The organism is Enterobacter sp. K16B (assembly GCF_020216105.1).
Classification (GTDB): Bacteria; Pseudomonadota; Gammaproteobacteria; order Enterobacterales; family Enterobacteriaceae; genus Enterobacter; species Enterobacter sichuanensis.
On the sequence record NZ_JAIWJZ010000003.1, the window covers coordinates 13,687 to 31,650 of the forward strand.

The window sequence follows — 17,964 nt, forward strand, 5'->3', positions numbered from 1 at the left end:
TTATTTTTTCCAACACACCCCAGCAGAGTAACGATTTCAGAGCAAACCGCAACGCTGTTTGCTGCGCGTTTCAGCCTCCTCATAGAGGGCAAACTCGTCATACACCGGGCAGCCCAGCGCCGCTTCAAAGGCATCGCGGCTGGCGTTACCGTGGCTGCGCGCCTGGGTTTCATTGCCGAGATTAGACTGGAAGATCCCGGCAGCGCTGACCGGAAGGAAATCTTCGTAGGTGATCGGCTGAGCGACAACCCATCCGCGCTCTATCAGCGGCTGCGGATCGTCGCCAGGCCGGAACGCATGCCGATGCGCCTCCCCGGCTGGCGTCAGACGATAGCGGAAATAAGCCAGCTCCTGACGGCGCATTAACAGCTCGCTGTCCGGGAAGGCGCTAAAAATCTCCTGCAGATGCAGCTGATGCGTCAGGTTATCTTTGCCGGTACCGGCCTGGGCAAGCAGGCTGTCGTACAGTTCACGGCCTTTCGGGGTCAGCGCCACGCCGCGCTGCTCAATCTCACCGAAACGTGCGGTGTGGGTGCCTTTATGTTCCCCGGCAAACAGCACCGGCTCCTCCAGGGCTTTAAAGCTGGTTTGACGCAGTAAGACAGGCACCTCGCGACGAGGCGGCCCTTCAATCAGAATTTTGGGTTCAATGCCGTACTTCGGCATCAGCTCCTGCACCCGGTCAATATCCAGCGTGCGCGGCGTCAGGTGGTTAATGTGACACCCCGGGAAGCAGACCACATCAGCAATCAGCCGGTGCTCGTTATGCAGCGCCAGATAGGTTTCCTGATCGACCGTTGCATGGCGGTGCCAGCGGAAGGTTTCCAGCGCCTCCTGCACAAACTCGTGTGCCTGTGCCTGCGTAAACTGCCCTTCTGATTCGTACAGATCGAGAAGCGCCAGACAGCGCGGGGTAAAGATGTTCCGGTGAGACAGGATTTCCGCCGCACGCTCGCGCAGCGCGACGTTTTCAATCAACTCAAGACGCAGCAGCGAGGTAAAGATACGGAACGGATTACGGCACAGCGCCGCATCATCAATCGGGCGAAACGCTGTGGAGTGAACGGGCACCCCCGCCTGAGAGAGATCGTAATAGCTGACCGGGTACATGCCCATGATGGCAAACATACGGCGCAGGGTAGAAAGTTCTTGCGCCGTGCCGACGCGGATGGCTCCGTGACGCTCCACGTTCAGGCGCGCAAGCTCATCGGCGTTTGCCAGTTGTTCATGTAGTAGTGGGTTATTTTCCAGAACCGCCAGGTTTACGTCCGCAACCAGTTCAAGCAAGGTGCCGTACTGCGGAACTTCCTGCTGGTACATCGCCGACATAGCCTGCGAAAAGTGTTCCCGAATGTCATCAGCCGTGATGGTGTTCGCCATGATGTCATGCCTCCAGTGAATATTACCTGGAGTGTAGAGAAACCCGTTCCTTCCGGGGGGAAGAATTTCGGATTTGTGATCTTAAGACGACAGTGGTCAAACCGTGTGCTACTGGCCTCTGAACACGCCTCAACGAAGCCGCCCTTTCGCCTCTTGCGCTTTTATCCAGGATTTTCCTTATAATTATTTATGGTTTCGCTGACTAGCTATAAAGGAGTACTTTTTGATTTTCTCCTGACTGCAAATTAACCAATTTGCGCGCGCCATTATTTTTATCCTCACCTTTCAAATTTTTAGCCCGAAGTTAGGAATAATCTTAATGGTTGTTTACAAGTCCTTCCTGCCTATCCATATTTCCTGCTCAAGCGAAGCGCAAATTTACAAATATTTAAAAATAACGCAACCGCAAATAGCAAAACGCATTTGACGGATCGCCCACAGCGACTAAAGTTATTACTCGAACGACGAGTGATACGGAATATTTTCGTATCGTACTGACATAACCAATATATGACTATGAGGTTTAATATGGCAGAGCATCGTGGTGGTTCCGGTAATTTCGCTGAAGACCGTGAAAAAGCATCAGAAGCTGGACGTAAAGGTGGCCAGCATAGCGGTGGTAATTTTAAAAACGATCCGCAACGCGCATCTGAAGCGGGTAAGAAAGGGGGACAGAACAGTCACGGCGGAGGCCGTAAATCTGATAACTCCTGATCTTATTTAATACTCTTTTAATAAAACCAGAGAGCATACTGCGGGCTGAAAAGCTCGCAGTACCCTTTCATTATTTTACCGGAGCGTAATTATTATGAATATGAAAAGTGTTGAGGATGTCTTTATTCATCTTCTATCCGATACCTACAGCGCAGAAAAACAGCTTACCCGAGCGCTGAGTAAGCTCGCCCGTGCCGCGTCCAGTGAGAAACTTAGCGCTGCTTTCACCGCCCACCTTGAAGAGACGCAGGGTCAGATTGAGCGTATCGACCAGATCGTCGAACAGGAAGACGGTATCAAGCTCAAGCGTATGAAATGCGTCGCGATGGAAGGCTTAATTGAAGAAGCCAATGAAGTCATCGAAAGTACGGAAAAAAATGAAGTCCGTGATGCCGCTTTAATTGCCGCTGCGCAAAAAGTGGAGCATTACGAAATCGCCAGTTACGGTACCCTTGCTACTCTCGCTGAACAACTGGGCTATAAAAAAGCCGTTAAGCTTCTTGCCGAAACGCTGGAAGAAGAAAAAGAGACCGACCTTAAACTCACCGACCTGGCCGTTGGAAATATTAACCAAAAAGCGCAGAAATAACGCGATAACACAGGTTAAATAAAATGAGCATCAGTCCCAGGACTATTAAACGGTGCCATTTAACGGCAGCTATAATATGGTTCATTCTCGCTATCCCTTCAGTAATATGGTGGAAGAACAGCGTGCTATGGGTCATTATCATCAGCATTTACGCCAATATTGTTGGCCATTTATCTGGCTACAGTGCCGCGCGTGCCGATCAGGCTGCTGAAAGTGAGACCAAATAAGCGAACCAATTATGAGGATACAATGATGAATCACGTAGAACACTACCACGACTGGCTACGCGATGCCCATGCGATGGAAAAGCAAGCCGAATCTATGCTGGAATCCATGGCCAGCCGTATCGATAATTATCCTGATGTTCGCGCCCGAATTGAGCAACATATTAATGAGACAAAACGGCAAATCACATTGCTGGAAGAAATCCTCGACCGTAATGATATTTCTCGTTCGGTTTTAAAAGACTCAATGAGCAAAATGGCGGCGCTGGGTCAGTCCATTGGCGGCATGTTCCCGTCTGATGAGATCGTGAAAGGCTCCATCAGCGGCTATGTCTTCGAGCAGTTTGAAATCGCCTGTTATACCTCTCTGCTGGCGGCGGCTAAAAAAGCGGGCGATACCGCCTCGATCCCCGCGATTGAGACCATCCTCGCCGAAGAGCGCGAAATGGCCGACTGGCTGATTCGCCATATCCCGCAAACGACGGAACAGTTCCTGCTGCGTTCAGACGCGTCGGGTGTCGAAGCGAAAAAATAACCCACAGGAGAGTGCGCATGTTTCGACACGTTAAACAGTTGCAATACACGGTTCGCGTAGCTGAACCTAACCCGGGCCTGGCCAATCTTTTACTGGAGCAGTTTGGCGGGCCGCAGGGCGAGCTGGCTGCCGCCTGCCGCTACTTTACGCAAGGCCTGAGCGATGACGATCCGGGCCGAAAAGATATGCTGATGGATATCGCTACCGAGGAGCTAAGCCATCTCGAAATCATCGGTACCCTGGTGGGAATGCTGAATAAGGGCGCGAAAGGCGCCCTGGCGGAAGGGGTGGAAAACGAGGCTGAGCTGTACCGGTCGATGACCGAAAACGGTAACGACAGCCACATCACCTCCCTGCTTTACGGCGGCGGCACTCCGCTGACCAACTCGGCGGGCGTCCCCTGGACGGCGGCCTACGTCGACACCATTGGCGAGCCAACGGCCGACCTGCGTTCAAACGTGGCAGCAGAAGCCCGGGCGAAGATTATCTACGAGCGGCTGATCAACGTGACCGACGATCCCGGCGTCAAGGATGCGCTGGCATTTCTGATGACCCGTGAGGCGGCGCATCAGCTCTCCTTTGAGAAGGCGCTGCAGTCCATCCGTAATAACTTCCCACCGGGAAAACTGCCGCCAATCGAGGAATTCACCAACAAGTACTACAATATGTCTGAAGGTGGAGAGGTTCGCGGAAGCTGGAACAGCGATAAGCATTTCGATTACGTTGAGTCACCCCAGCCTGCGGTTGACGGCGGAGATGGTAGCGCAAGCGTGACGCTCACGACCGAACAGGCAACCCTGGTTAAGGCGATGTCTGCCCGCACGAAATCCGATCCACACGCCGACCCTTTGACCGGCGCCGAGCTGGGCGCAGGTAAGAAAAAACCGTAATCGGTTTTGCCAGGCAGTCCTGCGCTGCCTGGCAATTCTCGTGCCCCATCGTTTCAGAGGTACGGACCATGTTCGAACTCGATGCATTTCATCTGGCCAGAATTCAGTTCGCTTTTACCGTCTCGTTCCATATTCTTTTTCCCGCTATCACCATCGGGCTCGCCAGCTATCTGGTGGTGCTGGAAGGGATGTGGCTGCGCACCAGAAACGACGTCTGGCGATCGCTTTATCATTTCTGGCTCAAGATCTTTGCCGTTAACTTCGGTATGGGCGTCGTCTCCGGGCTGGTCATGGCGTACCAGTTTGGCACCAACTGGAGCGGATTCTCCCAGTTCGCGGGCAGTATTACCGGCCCACTGCTGACCTACGAGGTGTTAACCGCCTTCTTCCTGGAAGCCGGTTTCCTCGGCGTCATGATGTTTGGCTGGAATAAGGTTGGCCCGGGGCTGCATTTCTTCTCAACCTGCATGGTCGCACTCGGCACGCTGATGTCGACCTTCTGGATCCTCGCCTCCAACAGCTGGATGCACACACCGCAGGGCTTCACCATTCAGAACGGCCAGGTTATTCCGGAAGACTGGCTGGCGATCGTGTTTAACCCCTCCTTCCCGTACCGTCTGATCCATATGGCTATCGCCGCCTTCCTGAGCAGCGCCCTGTTTGTCGGCGCATCGGGCGCGTGGCATCTGCTGCGCGGTAACGATACCCCCGCCATCCGCACCATGTTTTCCATGGCGATGTGGATGGCGCTGCTGGTCGCGCCCATCCAGGCCGTCGTCGGCGATATGCACGGCCTGAACACGCTGGAGCACCAGCCGGCAAAAATCGCGGCCATTGAGGGGCACTGGGAAAACCCGCCTGGCGAAGCCACCCCGCTGCTGCTGTTCGGCCTGCCGGATATGGAAGAGGAACGTACCAAATACGGTCTGGAGATCCCTGCCCTCGGCAGCCTGATCCTGACCCACAGCCTGGATAAACAGGTTCCGGCCCTGAAAGATTTCCCGAAAGAGGATCGCCCTAACTCCACCATCGTCTTCTGGTCGTTCCGCATCATGGTCGGGATGGGCCTATTGATGATCACGCTGGGTCTTATCAGCCTCTGGCTGCGCTATCGACATCGACTGTTCCACTCCCGCCCGTTCCACTGGTTTGCGCTCTGTATGGGGCCTGCCGGTCTGCTGGCGCTGCTCGCCGGCTGGGTAACCACCGAAGTGGGCCGTCAGCCGTGGGTCGTCTACGGCTATCTGCGCACGGTCGATGCGGTATCGCTGCACAGCACCCTGCAGATGAGCATCAGCCTGCTGGCGTTCATCGTCGTCTACTCGTCGGTGTTTGGCGTGGGCTATGTTTATCTCATCCGGCTGATTAAGAAAGGCCCTCAGCCTGTTGCTACGCTGACGTCAAACACGTCGGGCACGCCTGCCCGTCCGCTGTCTGCCGCGGAGTCTGTTCCGGAAGAGGAGAGGATCTGATGGGTGTCGATATCTCAGTGATCTGGTTTGCCATCATCGTGTTCGCCACACTGATGTACATCATTATGGATGGCTTTGATTTGGGGATTGGCCTGCTGTTTAACTTCGTCGGCGACGCCCGAGAGCGTGACGTGATGGTTAACAGCGTAGCGCCCGTCTGGGACGGCAACGAAACCTGGCTGGTTCTCGGCGGCGCGGGCCTCTTCGGCGCGTTTCCGCTGGCCTATGCGGTAATTATTGATGCGCTGACCATTCCCCTCACCGCCATGCTGATCGGCCTTATCTTTCGCGGCGTCGCCTTTGAGTTCCGCTTCAAAGCCACGCCCTCCCACCGCAAATTCTGGGACTACTCTTTTGCCGGCGGCTCCCTGCTCGCCACCTTCAGCCAGGGGGTGGTCGTGGGCGCGGTGATTAACGGCTTCGACGTGGAGGGTCGGCGGTTTGTTGGCTCGGCGCTGGACTGGCTTACACCATTCAACCTCTTCTGCGGTATCGGGCTGGTTGTCGCCTACACCCTGCTGGGCACCACATGGCTGATTATGAAAAGCGAAGGCGCCCTGCAGGCCCGCATGCGCGAGTTAACCCGCCACGTGCTGCTGGCGCTGGTGGTGGTTATCGCGGTGGTCAGCATCTGGACGCCGCTCGGCTGGCAGTACGTGGCCGAACGCTGGTTTACCCTGCCCAACTTCTTCTGGTTCCTGCCGGTGCCGCTGCTGGTGGGGCTCTTCAGCGTGCTGATCTGGCGCCTGACCCGCAACCCGGACAGCCACTCGCGCCCCTTCCTGCTGACGCTGGGGCTGATCTTCCTCGGGTTCAGTGGGCTCGGTATCAGCCTGTGGCCTAATATTATTCCGCCGCGCATCACCCTGTGGGAAGCCGCGGCGCCGCCCGCCAGCCAGCTGTTTATGCTGGTCGGGACGTTGCTCATTATTCCGGTGATTCTGGTGTACACCGCCTGGAGCTATTACGTCTTTCGGGGCAAGGTTTCTGATACAGAAGGTTACCACTGAGGTGCAGGATGGCAGGCTGGCATACACGGGCCATTATTTACCAGATTGATACCGCGCTCTTTTATGATTTAAACGGCGATGGCTGCGGGGACATCGCCGGGATCACGGCCAAGCTGCGTTATATTCGCCGCATGGGCGCGACGGTTATCTGGATCACCCCGTTTTATCTCACCCCTTTTCTTGATGAAGGTTACGACGTCAGCGACCATCTCCAGGTGGATCCCCGCTTCGGAAAGCTGGCCGACATCATCGCCTTTATCGAGCAGGCCCGGGAGCTGGGCATGCAGGTCATTATTGAGCTGCTGATCCAGCATACCTCGGATACCCATCCCTGGTTCCAGCAGGCCCGTCGCAACCCGGCGTCACCGTATCGTGATTACTATCTCTGGTCGGATAATGACGACGATGATACGCCCCCGATGTTCCCCGGCGTGGAAAAAAGCATCTGGAGCTGGGATGACGAGGCGGGGCAATACTATCGGCACATGTTCTATCGCCACGAGCCTGATCTGAATCTGACCTCTCCCGCGGTACTAAAAGAGATTGAGAACATCATTCTTTTCTGGCTCAAGCTGGGGGTGTCGGGATTCCGCCTGGATGCCGCGTCCCATCTCACCACTCAGGCAGGAAACGGTGATGAGAAAAAAGGGCTCTGGATCCTCGAGCATATGCGCCGTCTGATTGAGGAGCACAATCCGAACGCAATCCTGCTGGGAGAAGTAGATGTCGAGGTGGAAGCCTATCGGGACTATTTTGGCAACAATGACCGGCTGAATCTGGTCCTCAATTTCTGGCTTAACAAGTATTTCTACGTCAGCCTGGCCCGGAAGAGCGCCCGCCCGCTGCGCAACGCGGTGAAGAAAATGATCGTCCCGCCGGATTCATGCTGTTTCGCCAACTGGCTGCGCAATCATGACGAGCTGGATCTGGAAGGCATCTCTCAGAAAGATAAACAGTTTGTTCTCGACACCTTCGCCCCTGACGAAGAGATGAACGTCTACCAGCGTGGGATCCGCCGACGCCTGGCACCGATGCTCAATGGCGATCAGAAGCGGCTGGCGTTCTGCCACGCGGTGCTCTTTTCCCTGCCGGGCGTCCCGGTGATGCGCTATGGTGATGAAATAGGTATGGGTGACGACCTCGACCTGGAGGAGCGCTACGCTGTCCGCACCCCGATGCAGTGGGCCGGATCGCAGGGGGGCGGTTTTTCTGCGGCGGATCCGCAGCGTTTCATTGCCCCAATCATCGACCACGGTCCGTACCGCTATCAAAAGGTGAACGTCGCCGATTCTCTGCTTCACCGCAATTCGCTGCTGCACCGGATCATTGATATTGCCAATACCCGCTCGGAGTTTCCTGAAATTGCCGTGGCGCCGTTTCGGCTTATCACCCTCGATCATGACGCGGTACTGGGTCTCTATTATGAGACCGACGAGCGCAGCATCCTCACCTTCGTTAACTTTAGCGACCAGCCGGTGCAGTTTACGGCGAAGGGGATCCGTAACGCCACCTGGACTGCCTGCCTCGCGGACAAGCGCTACGATGACGCCCTGATTTGCGGTAAAACCGTTGAGCTCACACTTGGCGGCTACGGTTATCGCTGGTTCTGGACGCACCGCAGCGCGCTGCGCTGATTACGGCTTCCGGCGGGTGAGCAGACGTGTGACCACAATCCCCGCCACCGCGAGGGCACCTAACGCCACTTTGCCCGGCATACCGGAGGTCACGGACGACGCGCGGGTTTTCGCCTCGTCAGTAAAACGACCATGAATTTTGTGCAGATCGTTAACCGGTTGATCGAGATAGTCCTGGCGATCCGGTGCGTTCAGGTTGTCGGTCATCTGCCCTTCCCAGGCTTTTTTCACCATCAGCCGGTCAAGAAAACCGGGGAAGAAGAACTGCCCGACAATCGACTGGATGGTACTGCCGCCGACCCACAGCTCCCGAACCGGTTTTTGTGCGACCCGGAAAATGGCGCTGGCGGCCACTTCAGGCTCAAACACCGGCGGCACCGGGCGCATCGCCCAGGCGAACTTATTGCGCGCCCATTCGAACTGCGGGGTATTGAGCCCCGGCATCTGCACCATCGAAATCTGTACCCGGCTGTTCTCATGCATCAGCTCGGTACGCACCGCGTCGGTAAAGCCGCGGATCGCCGCTTTGGCCCCGCAGTAGGCTGACTGCAGCGGGATGGATCGGTACGCCAGCGCCGAGCCAACCTGGATAATCACGCCCCTGTCGCGGGGAACCATCAGCTCAAGGGCGGCGCGCGTGCCGTTGACAAAGCCGAGGTACGTCACTTCCGTCACGCGACGAAACTCATCCGGTGTCAGGGTGCGAAACGGTGCCAGCACCGCGCCCATGGCATTATTCACCCAGACATCAATCGCACCGAGGCGATACTCAATCTCGTTGGCGGCATCCACCACCGCCTGACTGTCGGCGACGTCCGCCTGCACGGCGTGGGCATTAACGCCAAACCGCCGCAGCTCCTCCTGCGTGGAGTGCAGGCTGGCTTCATCGCGGGCGATAAGCCCGACGTCGTAACCTGCCCTGGCAAAGTGCAGCGCCGTGGCTTTTCCCACCCCCGCGGTTCCGCCGGTAATCACGATGACTGCCATATAACCTCCCCCTGCGTTCAGCCTTTATTGCCGTCGGATAACAGGCTCACCAGTTCAGCCAATGAAAATTGCACCGCCTTTTCCACCACGTCCTGACAGTCGCCGGAGAACAGCACGGTGCGGGTGTGCGTCTGGCCACAGATATTCCAGCCGAAACAGACCGTTCCCGCCGCCGTACCATCGTCGCCCCCTTCAGGGCCTGCGTAGCCGCTGATGGCAATGCTAATATCCGCCTGGGCGATGTCGCGGATACTGGCAGCCATCTCGGTGACCGTCTGTTCACTGACGGCGGTATACCGTTCAAGCGTCTGCGGGCTTACGCCGAGGATCCGCTCTTTTGCGCCATCGCTGAACACCACCAGACCGACATCATAAAAATCGGCGGTGTTCTCTTCTGCGCAAAGCGCCACCGAGAGCTTTCCCCCGGTGCAGGATTCCGCCGTGGTTAAGCGAAGCCCGAGATCGGTTAATTTGCTCGCCACCTTTTTCGTCAGTTCACCCACCGTGTAATGGTTATCGTGCAAAAGATTGCTCATCTTGCCGCCTCTTATTTCTCGAAAGGAATGATTGAAATATGTCCATTGCGTTCAAGTATGGCATATTTAATTTTACTCATTTCAGTAATGCCATTATTCTGTCGCGCTGATACCAGAATATCATCGCAAGAGACATCGACTTTTTTGAGTTTATCCGCTAAAGGGATGCCGTTTTCCACCAGAATCACGGGGGTGCCATCAAGGATATTTTCGACAGGCGAAAAATATTTCTTCATTAACCCGAAAATAATATCCACTACCACCAGGGTAGTAATCGTAATCATCGCCCCGGTGACTGAAAAATCCTCGCCAAGAAGCGCCTGTTGCGTGGCTTCACTAATTATCAGAAGCAGGATGAGATCAAAGCTGGTCATCTGCAGCAGCGCGCGTCGCCCGGCCACTTTAAATACCACCACGAGGAACAGATAAATCGCCAGCGCACGAAAGACCATATCCATATCAGCCTCCTACGGGTAAATAAATTGCCAGATGTTAATCTCCGGCCCGTTATTTACGCGGATGACCGAGTTCCATTTGCCGGCCCGGGACGGTGTGGTGAAGAGTAATACCGAAAAGGTGTCTGTCTTTTTCAGGTTGTGATACACAAAATAGAGGCTGTTGCCGTGGCTCAACATGCTGTCCGGCTGAGGCCAGACGCTGCCAGGCTCATACGCATCGCTGCTCTCGCTGGTGATGATGAGGGTATAGGTCCCCTCCGTTTTCACCGGAAACGCGAGCTGCATCCGTGTCTCCGTCTCCCGTCGGCCAAAGCGCTCATAATTGATGGTCAGGGATTTATCGGCATTCGCCTTAGCCGTATCGCTGACCATTCCGCTTGAAAACAGACCGGCAATAGCCGCCACGATAATACCTAAAAGAACAATAAACCCTACCTGACGAAACGCGTATTCAAACGTCAGCAAGCGATAACTTTCATCTATCCCGGGTAACTTTTCATTTTCACGCTTCATGGCCATCGTCACCGTTTCGCTTATTATCCAATAATTTTGATTTCTAACGCGAATGTTTTTAGGACTTATCACATTTGCCACCTAAAGGAATAGCAACAATACTTAATAAGTCAAGACACCTAAAATGAAGGATATCCGATGAAATTATCGCTTATTTCCGCTTTTTTGATATTTCTGGTTCCGGCCGCATGGGCAGATAATAACGGCGGGTTACAAAAAGGTGAAGCGCCACCGCCGCCGCACGCACTTGATAGCGGATATCGCGGAACCGATGACGCGCGAATTAGGACCATCGATCAGGCGAAACAGCTCCACGATGGTGCAACCATTTCCTTACGCGGTAATCTTATTGATGGTAGCGGCGATAAGTTTGTATTTCAGGATAAAACCGGAAAAATCGACGTTATTATTCCCCAGGCAGTCTTCGACGGCAGAACGGTAAAACCCGACCAGATGATCAGTATCAACGGTTCGCTTGATAAAAAATCATCCCCTGCCGTCGTCCGTGTTGATCGTTTGCAGAAATAATTCAGCGAAGCGTTAACGCTGCATCTATCCATCAAATCTTACCCCTTGGCTTAAGGAGTCAGCTATGAGTGATACACAACGTACGAACGCTTACCCGCAACCCCCGTTCCCGGAACAGCCGCAAACGCCGCCGGGACTGGCATCTGAAATGCAACCTGTACCCGACCACGGGGAAAAAAGCTACAAAGGGCATGGTCGCCTTGCCGGTAAAAAAGCGCTGATAACCGGTGGGGATTCCGGTATCGGTCGCGCAGTGGCGATTGCCTATGCCCGTGAAGGCGCTGACGTGGCCATCAACTACCTGCCTGAAGAAGAAAAAGATGCCGCTGAGGTCATCGACCTGATTAAAGCGGAGGGCCGCACCGCCGTGGCGCTGCCGGGCGACGTGCGGGATGAGACCTTCTGCCAGAACCTGGTTGAGGAAGCCGTTGCGAAACTGGGCGGTCTGGACATTCTGGTGAATAACGCGGGTCGTCAGCAGTTCCGGGAATCCCTTGAGGAGCTGACTACCGAAGACTTTGACGCGACGTTCAAAACCAACGTTTACGCGCCTTTCTGGATCACTAAGGCGGCGCTGCGCCATCTGAAAGCGTCGTCCGTCATCATTAATACTTCCTCCGTGCAGGCGGTGAAGCCCAGCCCGGTGCTGCTGGATTATGCCCAGACCAAAGCCTGTCTGGCGGTATTTACCAAATCCTTAGCCAAACAGCTCGGCCCGAAAGGCATTCGCGTCAACGCGGTCGCCCCCGGCCCTTACTGGACGGTACTGCAATCCAGCGGCGGCCAGCCGATGGAAAAAGTGAAGGAGTTTGGGGGAGATACGCCGCTGGGGCGTCCGGGTCAACCCGTTGAGATTGCCCCGCTGTACGTCACGCTGGCCTCGGACGAGTGTTCATTTACCTCCGGTCAGGTATGGTGTTCTGACGGCGGTGATGGCGTGATCTAAACCTGTTTCCCTTTCCCACCCTGCAATGAGCAATAAATGAACAAGGACGTTCGCTTATCTGATCCTGCCGAAAAACATGTTGTAACTCAAACAGATCAAATGTTAAAAATATTTTGCTATCAAGTTATCAAAATTAAACAACTTAACTTGTCACCCGCATCGCTCTGTTTTTAACATCGCCTATGGAAAAAAATGGTCTGTTCAGTCAGCGCATACGCTTGCGCCATTTGCATACATTTGTGGCCGTCGCTCAACAGGGAACACTGGGGCGTGCGGCTGAAACCCTTAACCTGAGCCAACCCGCGCTCTCCAAAACCCTTAATGAACTGGAACAGCTGACCGGTGCCCGTCTTTTTGACCGCGGTCGGTTAGGGGCACAGCTTACTCTCGTGGGCGAACAGTTCCTGACGCACGCGGTGAAAGTCCTGGATGCGCTCAATACCGCAGGCCAGTCCCTGCACCGAAAAGAAGAGCAAACCCACGAGGTCGTGCGCGTGGGTGCCCTGCCAACCGCCGCGCTGGGCATTCTCCCTCCGGTTATCGGCCAGTTCCACAAGCAACAGCGGCATACCACGCTTCAGGTTGCCACCATGAATAACACCATGTTGCTCGCCGGGCTGAAATCGGGCGAACTGGATCTTGGCATCGGTCGGATGTCCGACCCCGAACTGATGGTCGGTCTTAACTACGAATTGTTGTTCCTTGAATCGCTGAAGCTGGTGGTACGTCCCGATCATCCTCTGCTGCAGGACACCGTCACCTTAAGCCGCGTCATGGAGTGGCCAGTGGTGGTTTGCCCGAAAGGGACCGTCCCGCGCCAGGCCGCTGAAAACTTGCTGCAGATGCAGGGGTGTACGCTCCCTTCAGGGTGTATCGAAACGCTCTCGGCCTCGCTGTCGCGCCAGCTCACGCTGGACTATGACTACGTCTGGTTCGTCCCCTCCGGGGCGGTGAAAGATGATTTGCGCCAGGGAACATTGACCGCCCTGCCGATAACCTCTCCCGGCGCCGGTGAACCTATCGGCATTTTAACCCGGGTGGATACCCCGCTTTCCACCGGCGCGCAGACGCTGCTGAGCGCTATTCGTAAATCGATGCCGGTTTAATACCCCCCTCACCCTGACCCTCTCCCCTGAGGGGAGAGGGGACTGACCTGTGCGTTAATCAAATAATGCGGAATAAATCATTAACAATTGCGTAAAACAATTTAACAGTTTTATCATAGCCACGAATTCACCAAATGGTTCACAAACGGTTTGATAAAAACGAATTCACCTGTATCAATCATCAATCCCACCGCATTTATTACCCAACTGGTACATTCCCGACACGGCGGGGGATCTAAAGGAGAGAGAAATGGCATTTGGCAGCGCGCCACGTGGAATACCGCGTATTCTGCAGTGGCTTCTTGCCGGACTGATGATGCTCATCGGTCTGGCCGTCGGCGGTCTGGGCTTTAAGCTCGCCACCGTGGGCGGAAGTGGTTACTTCCTGATGATGGGTGTGGCGATGGTGATTGCCGCAGTCCTGATTTTCCTCAACCGCAGCAGTGGGATCGTGCTTTACGCCATCGCGTTTATCGCCTCGCTGTTCTGGGCAGTAAGCGATGCAGGCTGGGATTTCTGGCCGCTCTTCTCCCGCCTGTTTACCTTTGCAGTGCTGGCGTTCCTTTGTGCCGTCGTCTGGCCTTTCCTGCGTACAGCCAACCACCGCACGGCGAATAAAGCGCCTGCATTTGGCGTTGCGGCGCTGCTCGCGGTGGCTATGCTGGTCAGCCTGGGCTGGATGTTCAAGCCGCAGACCCTCGTGGCGGCAAACGAGCCCGTTCCGGTTAAACCCGTCGCACCCGGCGAGCAGCAAAAAAACTGGGAGCACTGGGGCAACACCACGCACGGTGACCGCTTCGCCGCGCTGGATCAGATTAACAAGCAAAACGTCAACGACCTGAAGGTCGCCTGGGTTGCGCACACCGGCGATATTCCGCAGAGCAACGGCTCCGGCGCGGAAGATCAGAACACGCCATTGCAGGTTGGCGACACGCTCTATGTCTGTACCCCGTACAGTAAAGTGCTGGCCCTGGACGTGGATTCCGGTAAAGAAAAATGGCGCTACGATCCCAAAGCCACGGCGCCTAACTGGCAGCGCTGCCGCGGTCTGGGCTATTTTGAAGATCGTTCAAACGTGACAACGTCACAGGCAGACACACAGCCTGCGGCCTGCCCTCGCCGCCTGTTCCTGCCGACCACTGATGCGCGCCTGATTGCCATCAATGCGGATACCGGCAAGCTCTGTGAAGACTTTGGCGACCATGGCACCGTTGACCTGAGCGTCGGCATGGGCGAGATCAAGCCGGGTTATTATCAGCAGACCTCCACGCCGCTGGTTGCCGGGAATGTCGTCGTGGTCGGCGGTCGCGTCGCGGATAACTACTCCACCGGCGAACCGCCGGGCGTGGTGCGCGCGTATGACGTTCACACCGGTAAACTGGCCTGGGCGTGGGATCCGGGTAATCCGAACCTGACCGGCCTGCCGCCGGAAGGCCAGACCTACACCCGCGGTACGCCGAACGTCTGGTCAGCGATGTCCTACGACGCCAAACTGAACCTGATCTACCTGCCAACCGGCAACGCCACGCCAGACTTCTGGGCAGGTGAACGCACCGCGCTGGACGACAAGTACAGCTCGTCCATCGTCGCCGTCGACGCGGCCACCGGTCAGGTCCGCTGGCATTTCCAGACCACTCACCACGACCTGTGGGACTTTGACCTGCCTTCCCAGCCGCTGCTGTACGATCTGCCAGACGGTAAAGGCGGCACCACGCCTGTGCTGGTGCAGACCAGCAAGCAGGGCATGATTTTCATGCTTAACCGCGAAACCGGTAAGCCAGTGGCGAAGGTTGAGGAACGTCCCGTTCCGGCGGGCAACGTTGAAGGTGAACGCTACTCTCCGACCCAGCCGTACTCCGTTGGTATGCCAATGATAGGCAATCAGACGCTCACCGAGTCTGATATGTGGGGGGCGACGCCTGTTGACCTGCTGCTGTGCCGCATTCAGTTTAAGGAGATGCGTCATCAGGGTGTCTTCACCCCGCCGGGCCTCGACCGTTCCCTGCAGTTCCCCGGCTCTCTCGGCGGGATGAACTGGGGCAGCGTCTCCATTGACCCAAACAACAGCCTGATGTTCGTCAACGACATGCGCCTGGGTCTGGCAAACTACATGGTGCCGCGCGCTAACGTGGCGAAAAACGCCAGCGGCATTGAAATGGGGATTGTCCCGATGGACGGCACACCGTTCGGTGCGATGCGCGAGCGCTTCCTGTCACCGCTGGGCATTCCGTGCCAGAAACCGCCGTTTGGCACCATGTCGGCGGTTGACCTGAAATCCGGCAAGCTGGTGTGGCAGGTTCCTGTCGGCACGGTGGAAGATACCGGCCCGCTCGGCATTCGCATGCACATGCCCATCCCGATCGGGATGCCGACGCTGGGTGCGTCGCTGTCAACGCAGTCCGGCCTGCTGTTCTTTGCCGGCACGCAAGATTTCTACCTGCGCGCGTTTGATACCGCCACCGGGAAAGAGATCTGGAAAGACCGCCTGCCGGTCGGCAGCCAGTCCGGCCCGATGACCTACGTGTCGCCAAAAACCGGTAAACAATACATCATCATTAACGCCGGCGGTGCTCGTCAGTCGCCGGATCGCGGTGATTACGTTATCGCGTACGCGTTACCCGATAAGCAGTAACAGATAAGAAAAGGGACCGAAAGGTCCCTTTTTTGTAGGCCATACGTAGGTCGGGTAAGTGAAGCGCCACCCGACACTGCTGGCGACTCAGAACGTCTCCCAGTTATCTCCGGAAACCGCTGCCGCGGGACGCAACGGCGCACTCTTCGCCACTGGCGCAGAGGTTGCCGCGCGGCCCGGCTTCGCGCCGCTCAGACGAAACGCGCCAACCGCCTCGGTCAGACGTGCGCCCTGTTCTTCCAGAGACGCCGCCGCGGCAGAGGCTTCTTCCACCAGCGAGGCGTTCTGCTGGGTCACTTTATCCATCTCAGAAATCGCCTGACTGACCTGCACGATACCGCGGCTCTGCTCATCGGACGCGGCGGCGATCTCCAGCATGATGTCGGTAACGCGTTTCACCGCTTCGACAATTTCATTCATGGTATTACCGGCGGCAACCACTTCACCGGAGCCCTGGTCAATCAGCGAAACCGATTCGTTGATCAGGCTTTCGATCTCTTTTGCAGCATTCGCACTGCGGCTTGCAAGCGTTCGGACTTCACTTGCCACCACGGCAAAACCGCGCCCCTGCTCGCCCGCACGCGCGGCTTCTACCGCCGCGTTCAGCGCCAGGATATTGGTCTGGAACGCAATACTGTTAATGACCGCGGTAATCTCAGAGATCTTCTTCGAACTGCTGGAGATATTGCCCATGGTTTTGACCACCCCGGAGACCATCTGACCGCCGCGGCTGGCTTTCCCGGAGGCATCTTCCGCCAGCTTGCTGGCATGGTGGGCGTTATCGGCGTTCTGTTTCACCGTCGCGGTCAACTGTTCCATACTGGCGGCAGTCTGCTCAATGGCCGCCGCCTGCTGCTCGGTACGGGAAGAGAGATCGGTATTACCAGCTGAAATCTCGCTGGTGCCGCGGTAGATCTCTTCCGCCCCCTGACGGACGGTGCCGACGGTGTTTTCAAGGGAGTGCTGCATGGTTTGCAGATCGCGCGTCAGGCGGCCAATTTCGCTGCGTCCGGCCACGTCGTCCGGCATCGTCAGGTCGCCTTTGGCGATATTTTCGATGCGTTTTGCGGCACGCTGCAGCGGGTTGATCACCGTGCGGCGCAGCACAACAAAGGTCATCGCCGTCAGCACCAGCGCCAGCGCAAACGCGCCGACCATAAACATCAGCCCCAGCTGCGTGCGGCTGTGCGCCTGTGCCGTTAGCGCATTGGCGCGATCGGTACGGATCTTAATCGCCTTCAGCAGTACGGCGTTGTAGGCGTCATCCAGCGGACGCGCCGTTTCGTTTTCGTGGTTGATGATCGCCTCGAACATGCCGTTTTTGGCAAATTTGACCATCGGCTGCAGGCCCGCGATATAGGCGTCGTAGCGCGCTTTCAGGTCAGCATCCAGCGCTTCGTCGGCAGAGGTACGCACGGAACGGTTCATGTAGGCGGTAAAGCTATCCTGGGACTGCTTAATCCGCGTTTCCGCCTCACGGATGTTCTGCTTCATGGCATCCATCTCTGCGATACGGCTGGCCGCACCGGCGTGGATCATGTTGATGCGTGCGGTTCGCAGATGGTTTGAGCTGTTCGACAGCCCCATACGCACCTGAATTTCGGATGTAACATCCTGCTGATCGTTATCGGCCTGTAACAGGAAATACCCTGCCAGACCCGAGCTCAAGGCAAAAAGCAGAATAATGCCACCGAGAATGGAGGAAAACAGCGGAACCAGCCTGATGTGATGCAAGAAGCTCAGCTTACGCTGCGCCGGCATCGAAGTAGTGTTGTCCATGACCGTCGACTCTCTTGTAGGTAAGATGCGT

18 protein-coding genes are annotated in these 17,964 nt (G+C 56.2%); 12 read left to right on the forward strand and 6 right to left on the reverse strand.

Going from position 1 to position 17,964, the window contains the following annotated elements; genetic code table 11:
* Positions 1 to 36: 36 nt before the first annotated feature.
* The gene (locus LDK53_RS00645; RefSeq protein WP_059386576.1) at positions 37 to 1,380 is read right to left on the reverse strand and encodes a VOC family protein; all 1,344 of its coding nucleotides are present in this window, start codon (positions 1,378 to 1,380) and stop codon (positions 37 to 39) included.
* Between the two features lie 528 nt (positions 1,381 to 1,908).
* On the opposite strand from LDK53_RS00645, the gene LDK53_RS00650 reads away from it, so the two are divergent.
* From LDK53_RS00650 to LDK53_RS00685, 8 genes are all read left to right on the forward strand, one after another.
* Positions 1,909 to 2,094 (forward strand): general stress protein, encoded by a 186-nt coding sequence (locus LDK53_RS00650; RefSeq protein ID WP_004150795.1) that lies wholly within the window; start codon positions 1,909 to 1,911, stop codon positions 2,092 to 2,094.
* Positions 2,095 to 2,188: 94 nt separating this feature from the next.
* Positions 2,189 to 2,683 carry a ferritin-like domain-containing protein gene (locus LDK53_RS00655; protein ID WP_008502272.1) on the forward strand — a complete coding sequence of 165 codons (495 nt, stop codon included), beginning with the start codon at positions 2,189 to 2,191 and terminating at the stop codon, positions 2,681 to 2,683.
* A 23-nt stretch (positions 2,684 to 2,706) separates the two neighbouring features.
* Complete coding sequence (locus LDK53_RS00660; RefSeq protein WP_013096662.1) at positions 2,707 to 2,910, forward strand: hypothetical protein; 204 nt, start codon at positions 2,707 to 2,709, stop codon at positions 2,908 to 2,910.
* 25 nt (positions 2,911 to 2,935) lie between these two features.
* Entirely contained in the window at positions 2,936 to 3,442 is a 507-nt protein-coding gene (locus LDK53_RS00665; protein WP_014883791.1) for a ferritin-like domain-containing protein, read from the forward strand.
* A 17-nt stretch (positions 3,443 to 3,459) separates the two neighbouring features.
* Positions 3,460 to 4,332: a manganese catalase family protein gene (locus LDK53_RS00670; protein WP_059310143.1), complete on the forward strand. Its 873-nt coding sequence runs from the start codon at positions 3,460 to 3,462 to the stop codon at positions 4,330 to 4,332.
* Positions 4,333 to 4,400: 68 nt separating this feature from the next.
* Positions 4,401 to 5,804 carry a cytochrome ubiquinol oxidase subunit I gene (locus LDK53_RS00675; protein WP_088244198.1) on the forward strand — a complete coding sequence of 468 codons (1,404 nt, stop codon included), beginning with the start codon at positions 4,401 to 4,403 and terminating at the stop codon, positions 5,802 to 5,804.
* On the forward strand, positions 5,804 to 6,814 hold the full coding sequence (gene cydB / locus LDK53_RS00680; RefSeq protein ID WP_047958550.1) for a cytochrome d ubiquinol oxidase subunit II: 1,011 nt from the start codon (positions 5,804 to 5,806) through the stop codon (positions 6,812 to 6,814). Before LDK53_RS00675 ends, cydB begins: the two co-directional genes overlap by 1 nt.
* Before the next feature lie 8 nt (positions 6,815 to 6,822).
* Positions 6,823 to 8,448: an alpha-amylase family protein gene (locus tag LDK53_RS00685; RefSeq protein WP_225283211.1), complete on the forward strand. Its 1,626-nt coding sequence runs from the start codon at positions 6,823 to 6,825 to the stop codon at positions 8,446 to 8,448.
* Here the strand turns inward: LDK53_RS00685 and LDK53_RS00690 are convergent, their stop codons facing one another.
* From LDK53_RS00690 to LDK53_RS00705, 4 genes are read right to left on the reverse strand one after another with little or no spacing between them, the layout of a single operon-like run.
* The gene (locus tag LDK53_RS00690) at positions 8,449 to 9,435 is read right to left on the reverse strand and encodes an SDR family oxidoreductase (RefSeq protein WP_225283229.1); all 987 of its coding nucleotides are present in this window, start codon (positions 9,433 to 9,435) and stop codon (positions 8,449 to 8,451) included. It abuts the gene before it with no gap.
* 17 nt (positions 9,436 to 9,452) lie between these two features.
* Entirely contained in the window at positions 9,453 to 9,971 is a 519-nt protein-coding gene (locus tag LDK53_RS00695; RefSeq protein WP_225283231.1) for a 2-oxo-tetronate isomerase, read from the reverse strand.
* A gap of 11 nt (positions 9,972 to 9,982) precedes the next feature.
* The gene (locus tag LDK53_RS00700; RefSeq protein ID WP_047958546.1) at positions 9,983 to 10,429 is read right to left on the reverse strand and encodes a DUF421 domain-containing protein; all 447 of its coding nucleotides are present in this window, start codon (positions 10,427 to 10,429) and stop codon (positions 9,983 to 9,985) included.
* A gap of 9 nt (positions 10,430 to 10,438) precedes the next feature.
* Positions 10,439 to 10,942 carry a hypothetical protein gene (locus tag LDK53_RS00705; RefSeq protein ID WP_225283233.1) on the reverse strand — a complete coding sequence of 168 codons (504 nt, stop codon included), beginning with the start codon at positions 10,940 to 10,942 and terminating at the stop codon, positions 10,439 to 10,441.
* A 138-nt stretch (positions 10,943 to 11,080) separates the two neighbouring features.
* Between LDK53_RS00705 and LDK53_RS00710 the strand changes: the two genes are divergently transcribed.
* The 4 genes from LDK53_RS00710 to LDK53_RS00725 all read left to right on the forward strand — a co-directional run bounded on the left by LDK53_RS00710 (position 11,081) and on the right by LDK53_RS00725 (position 16,154).
* Positions 11,081 to 11,470, forward strand: coding sequence for a YdeI family stress tolerance OB fold protein (locus LDK53_RS00710; RefSeq protein ID WP_225283242.1), 390 nt, complete (start codon positions 11,081 to 11,083; stop codon positions 11,468 to 11,470).
* Between the two features lie 64 nt (positions 11,471 to 11,534).
* Positions 11,535 to 12,416 (forward strand): SDR family oxidoreductase, encoded by an 882-nt coding sequence (locus LDK53_RS00715; protein ID WP_045284350.1) that lies wholly within the window; start codon positions 11,535 to 11,537, stop codon positions 12,414 to 12,416.
* A gap of 182 nt (positions 12,417 to 12,598) precedes the next feature.
* Positions 12,599 to 13,522 (forward strand): LysR substrate-binding domain-containing protein, encoded by a 924-nt coding sequence (locus tag LDK53_RS00720; protein WP_225283244.1) that lies wholly within the window; start codon positions 12,599 to 12,601, stop codon positions 13,520 to 13,522.
* Positions 13,523 to 13,772: 250 nt separating this feature from the next.
* A complete protein-coding gene (locus LDK53_RS00725) occupies positions 13,773 to 16,154 on the forward strand; it encodes a glucose/quinate/shikimate family membrane-bound PQQ-dependent dehydrogenase (protein ID WP_225283246.1) in 2,382 nt (793 codons plus the stop codon).
* Between the two features lie 87 nt (positions 16,155 to 16,241).
* On the opposite strand, the gene LDK53_RS00730 is transcribed toward LDK53_RS00725, so the two are convergent.
* Positions 16,242 to 17,933 carry a methyl-accepting chemotaxis protein gene (locus LDK53_RS00730; RefSeq protein ID WP_025759944.1) on the reverse strand — a complete coding sequence of 564 codons (1,692 nt, stop codon included), beginning with the start codon at positions 17,931 to 17,933 and terminating at the stop codon, positions 16,242 to 16,244.
* Between the last annotated feature and the right edge of the window lie 31 nt (positions 17,934 to 17,964).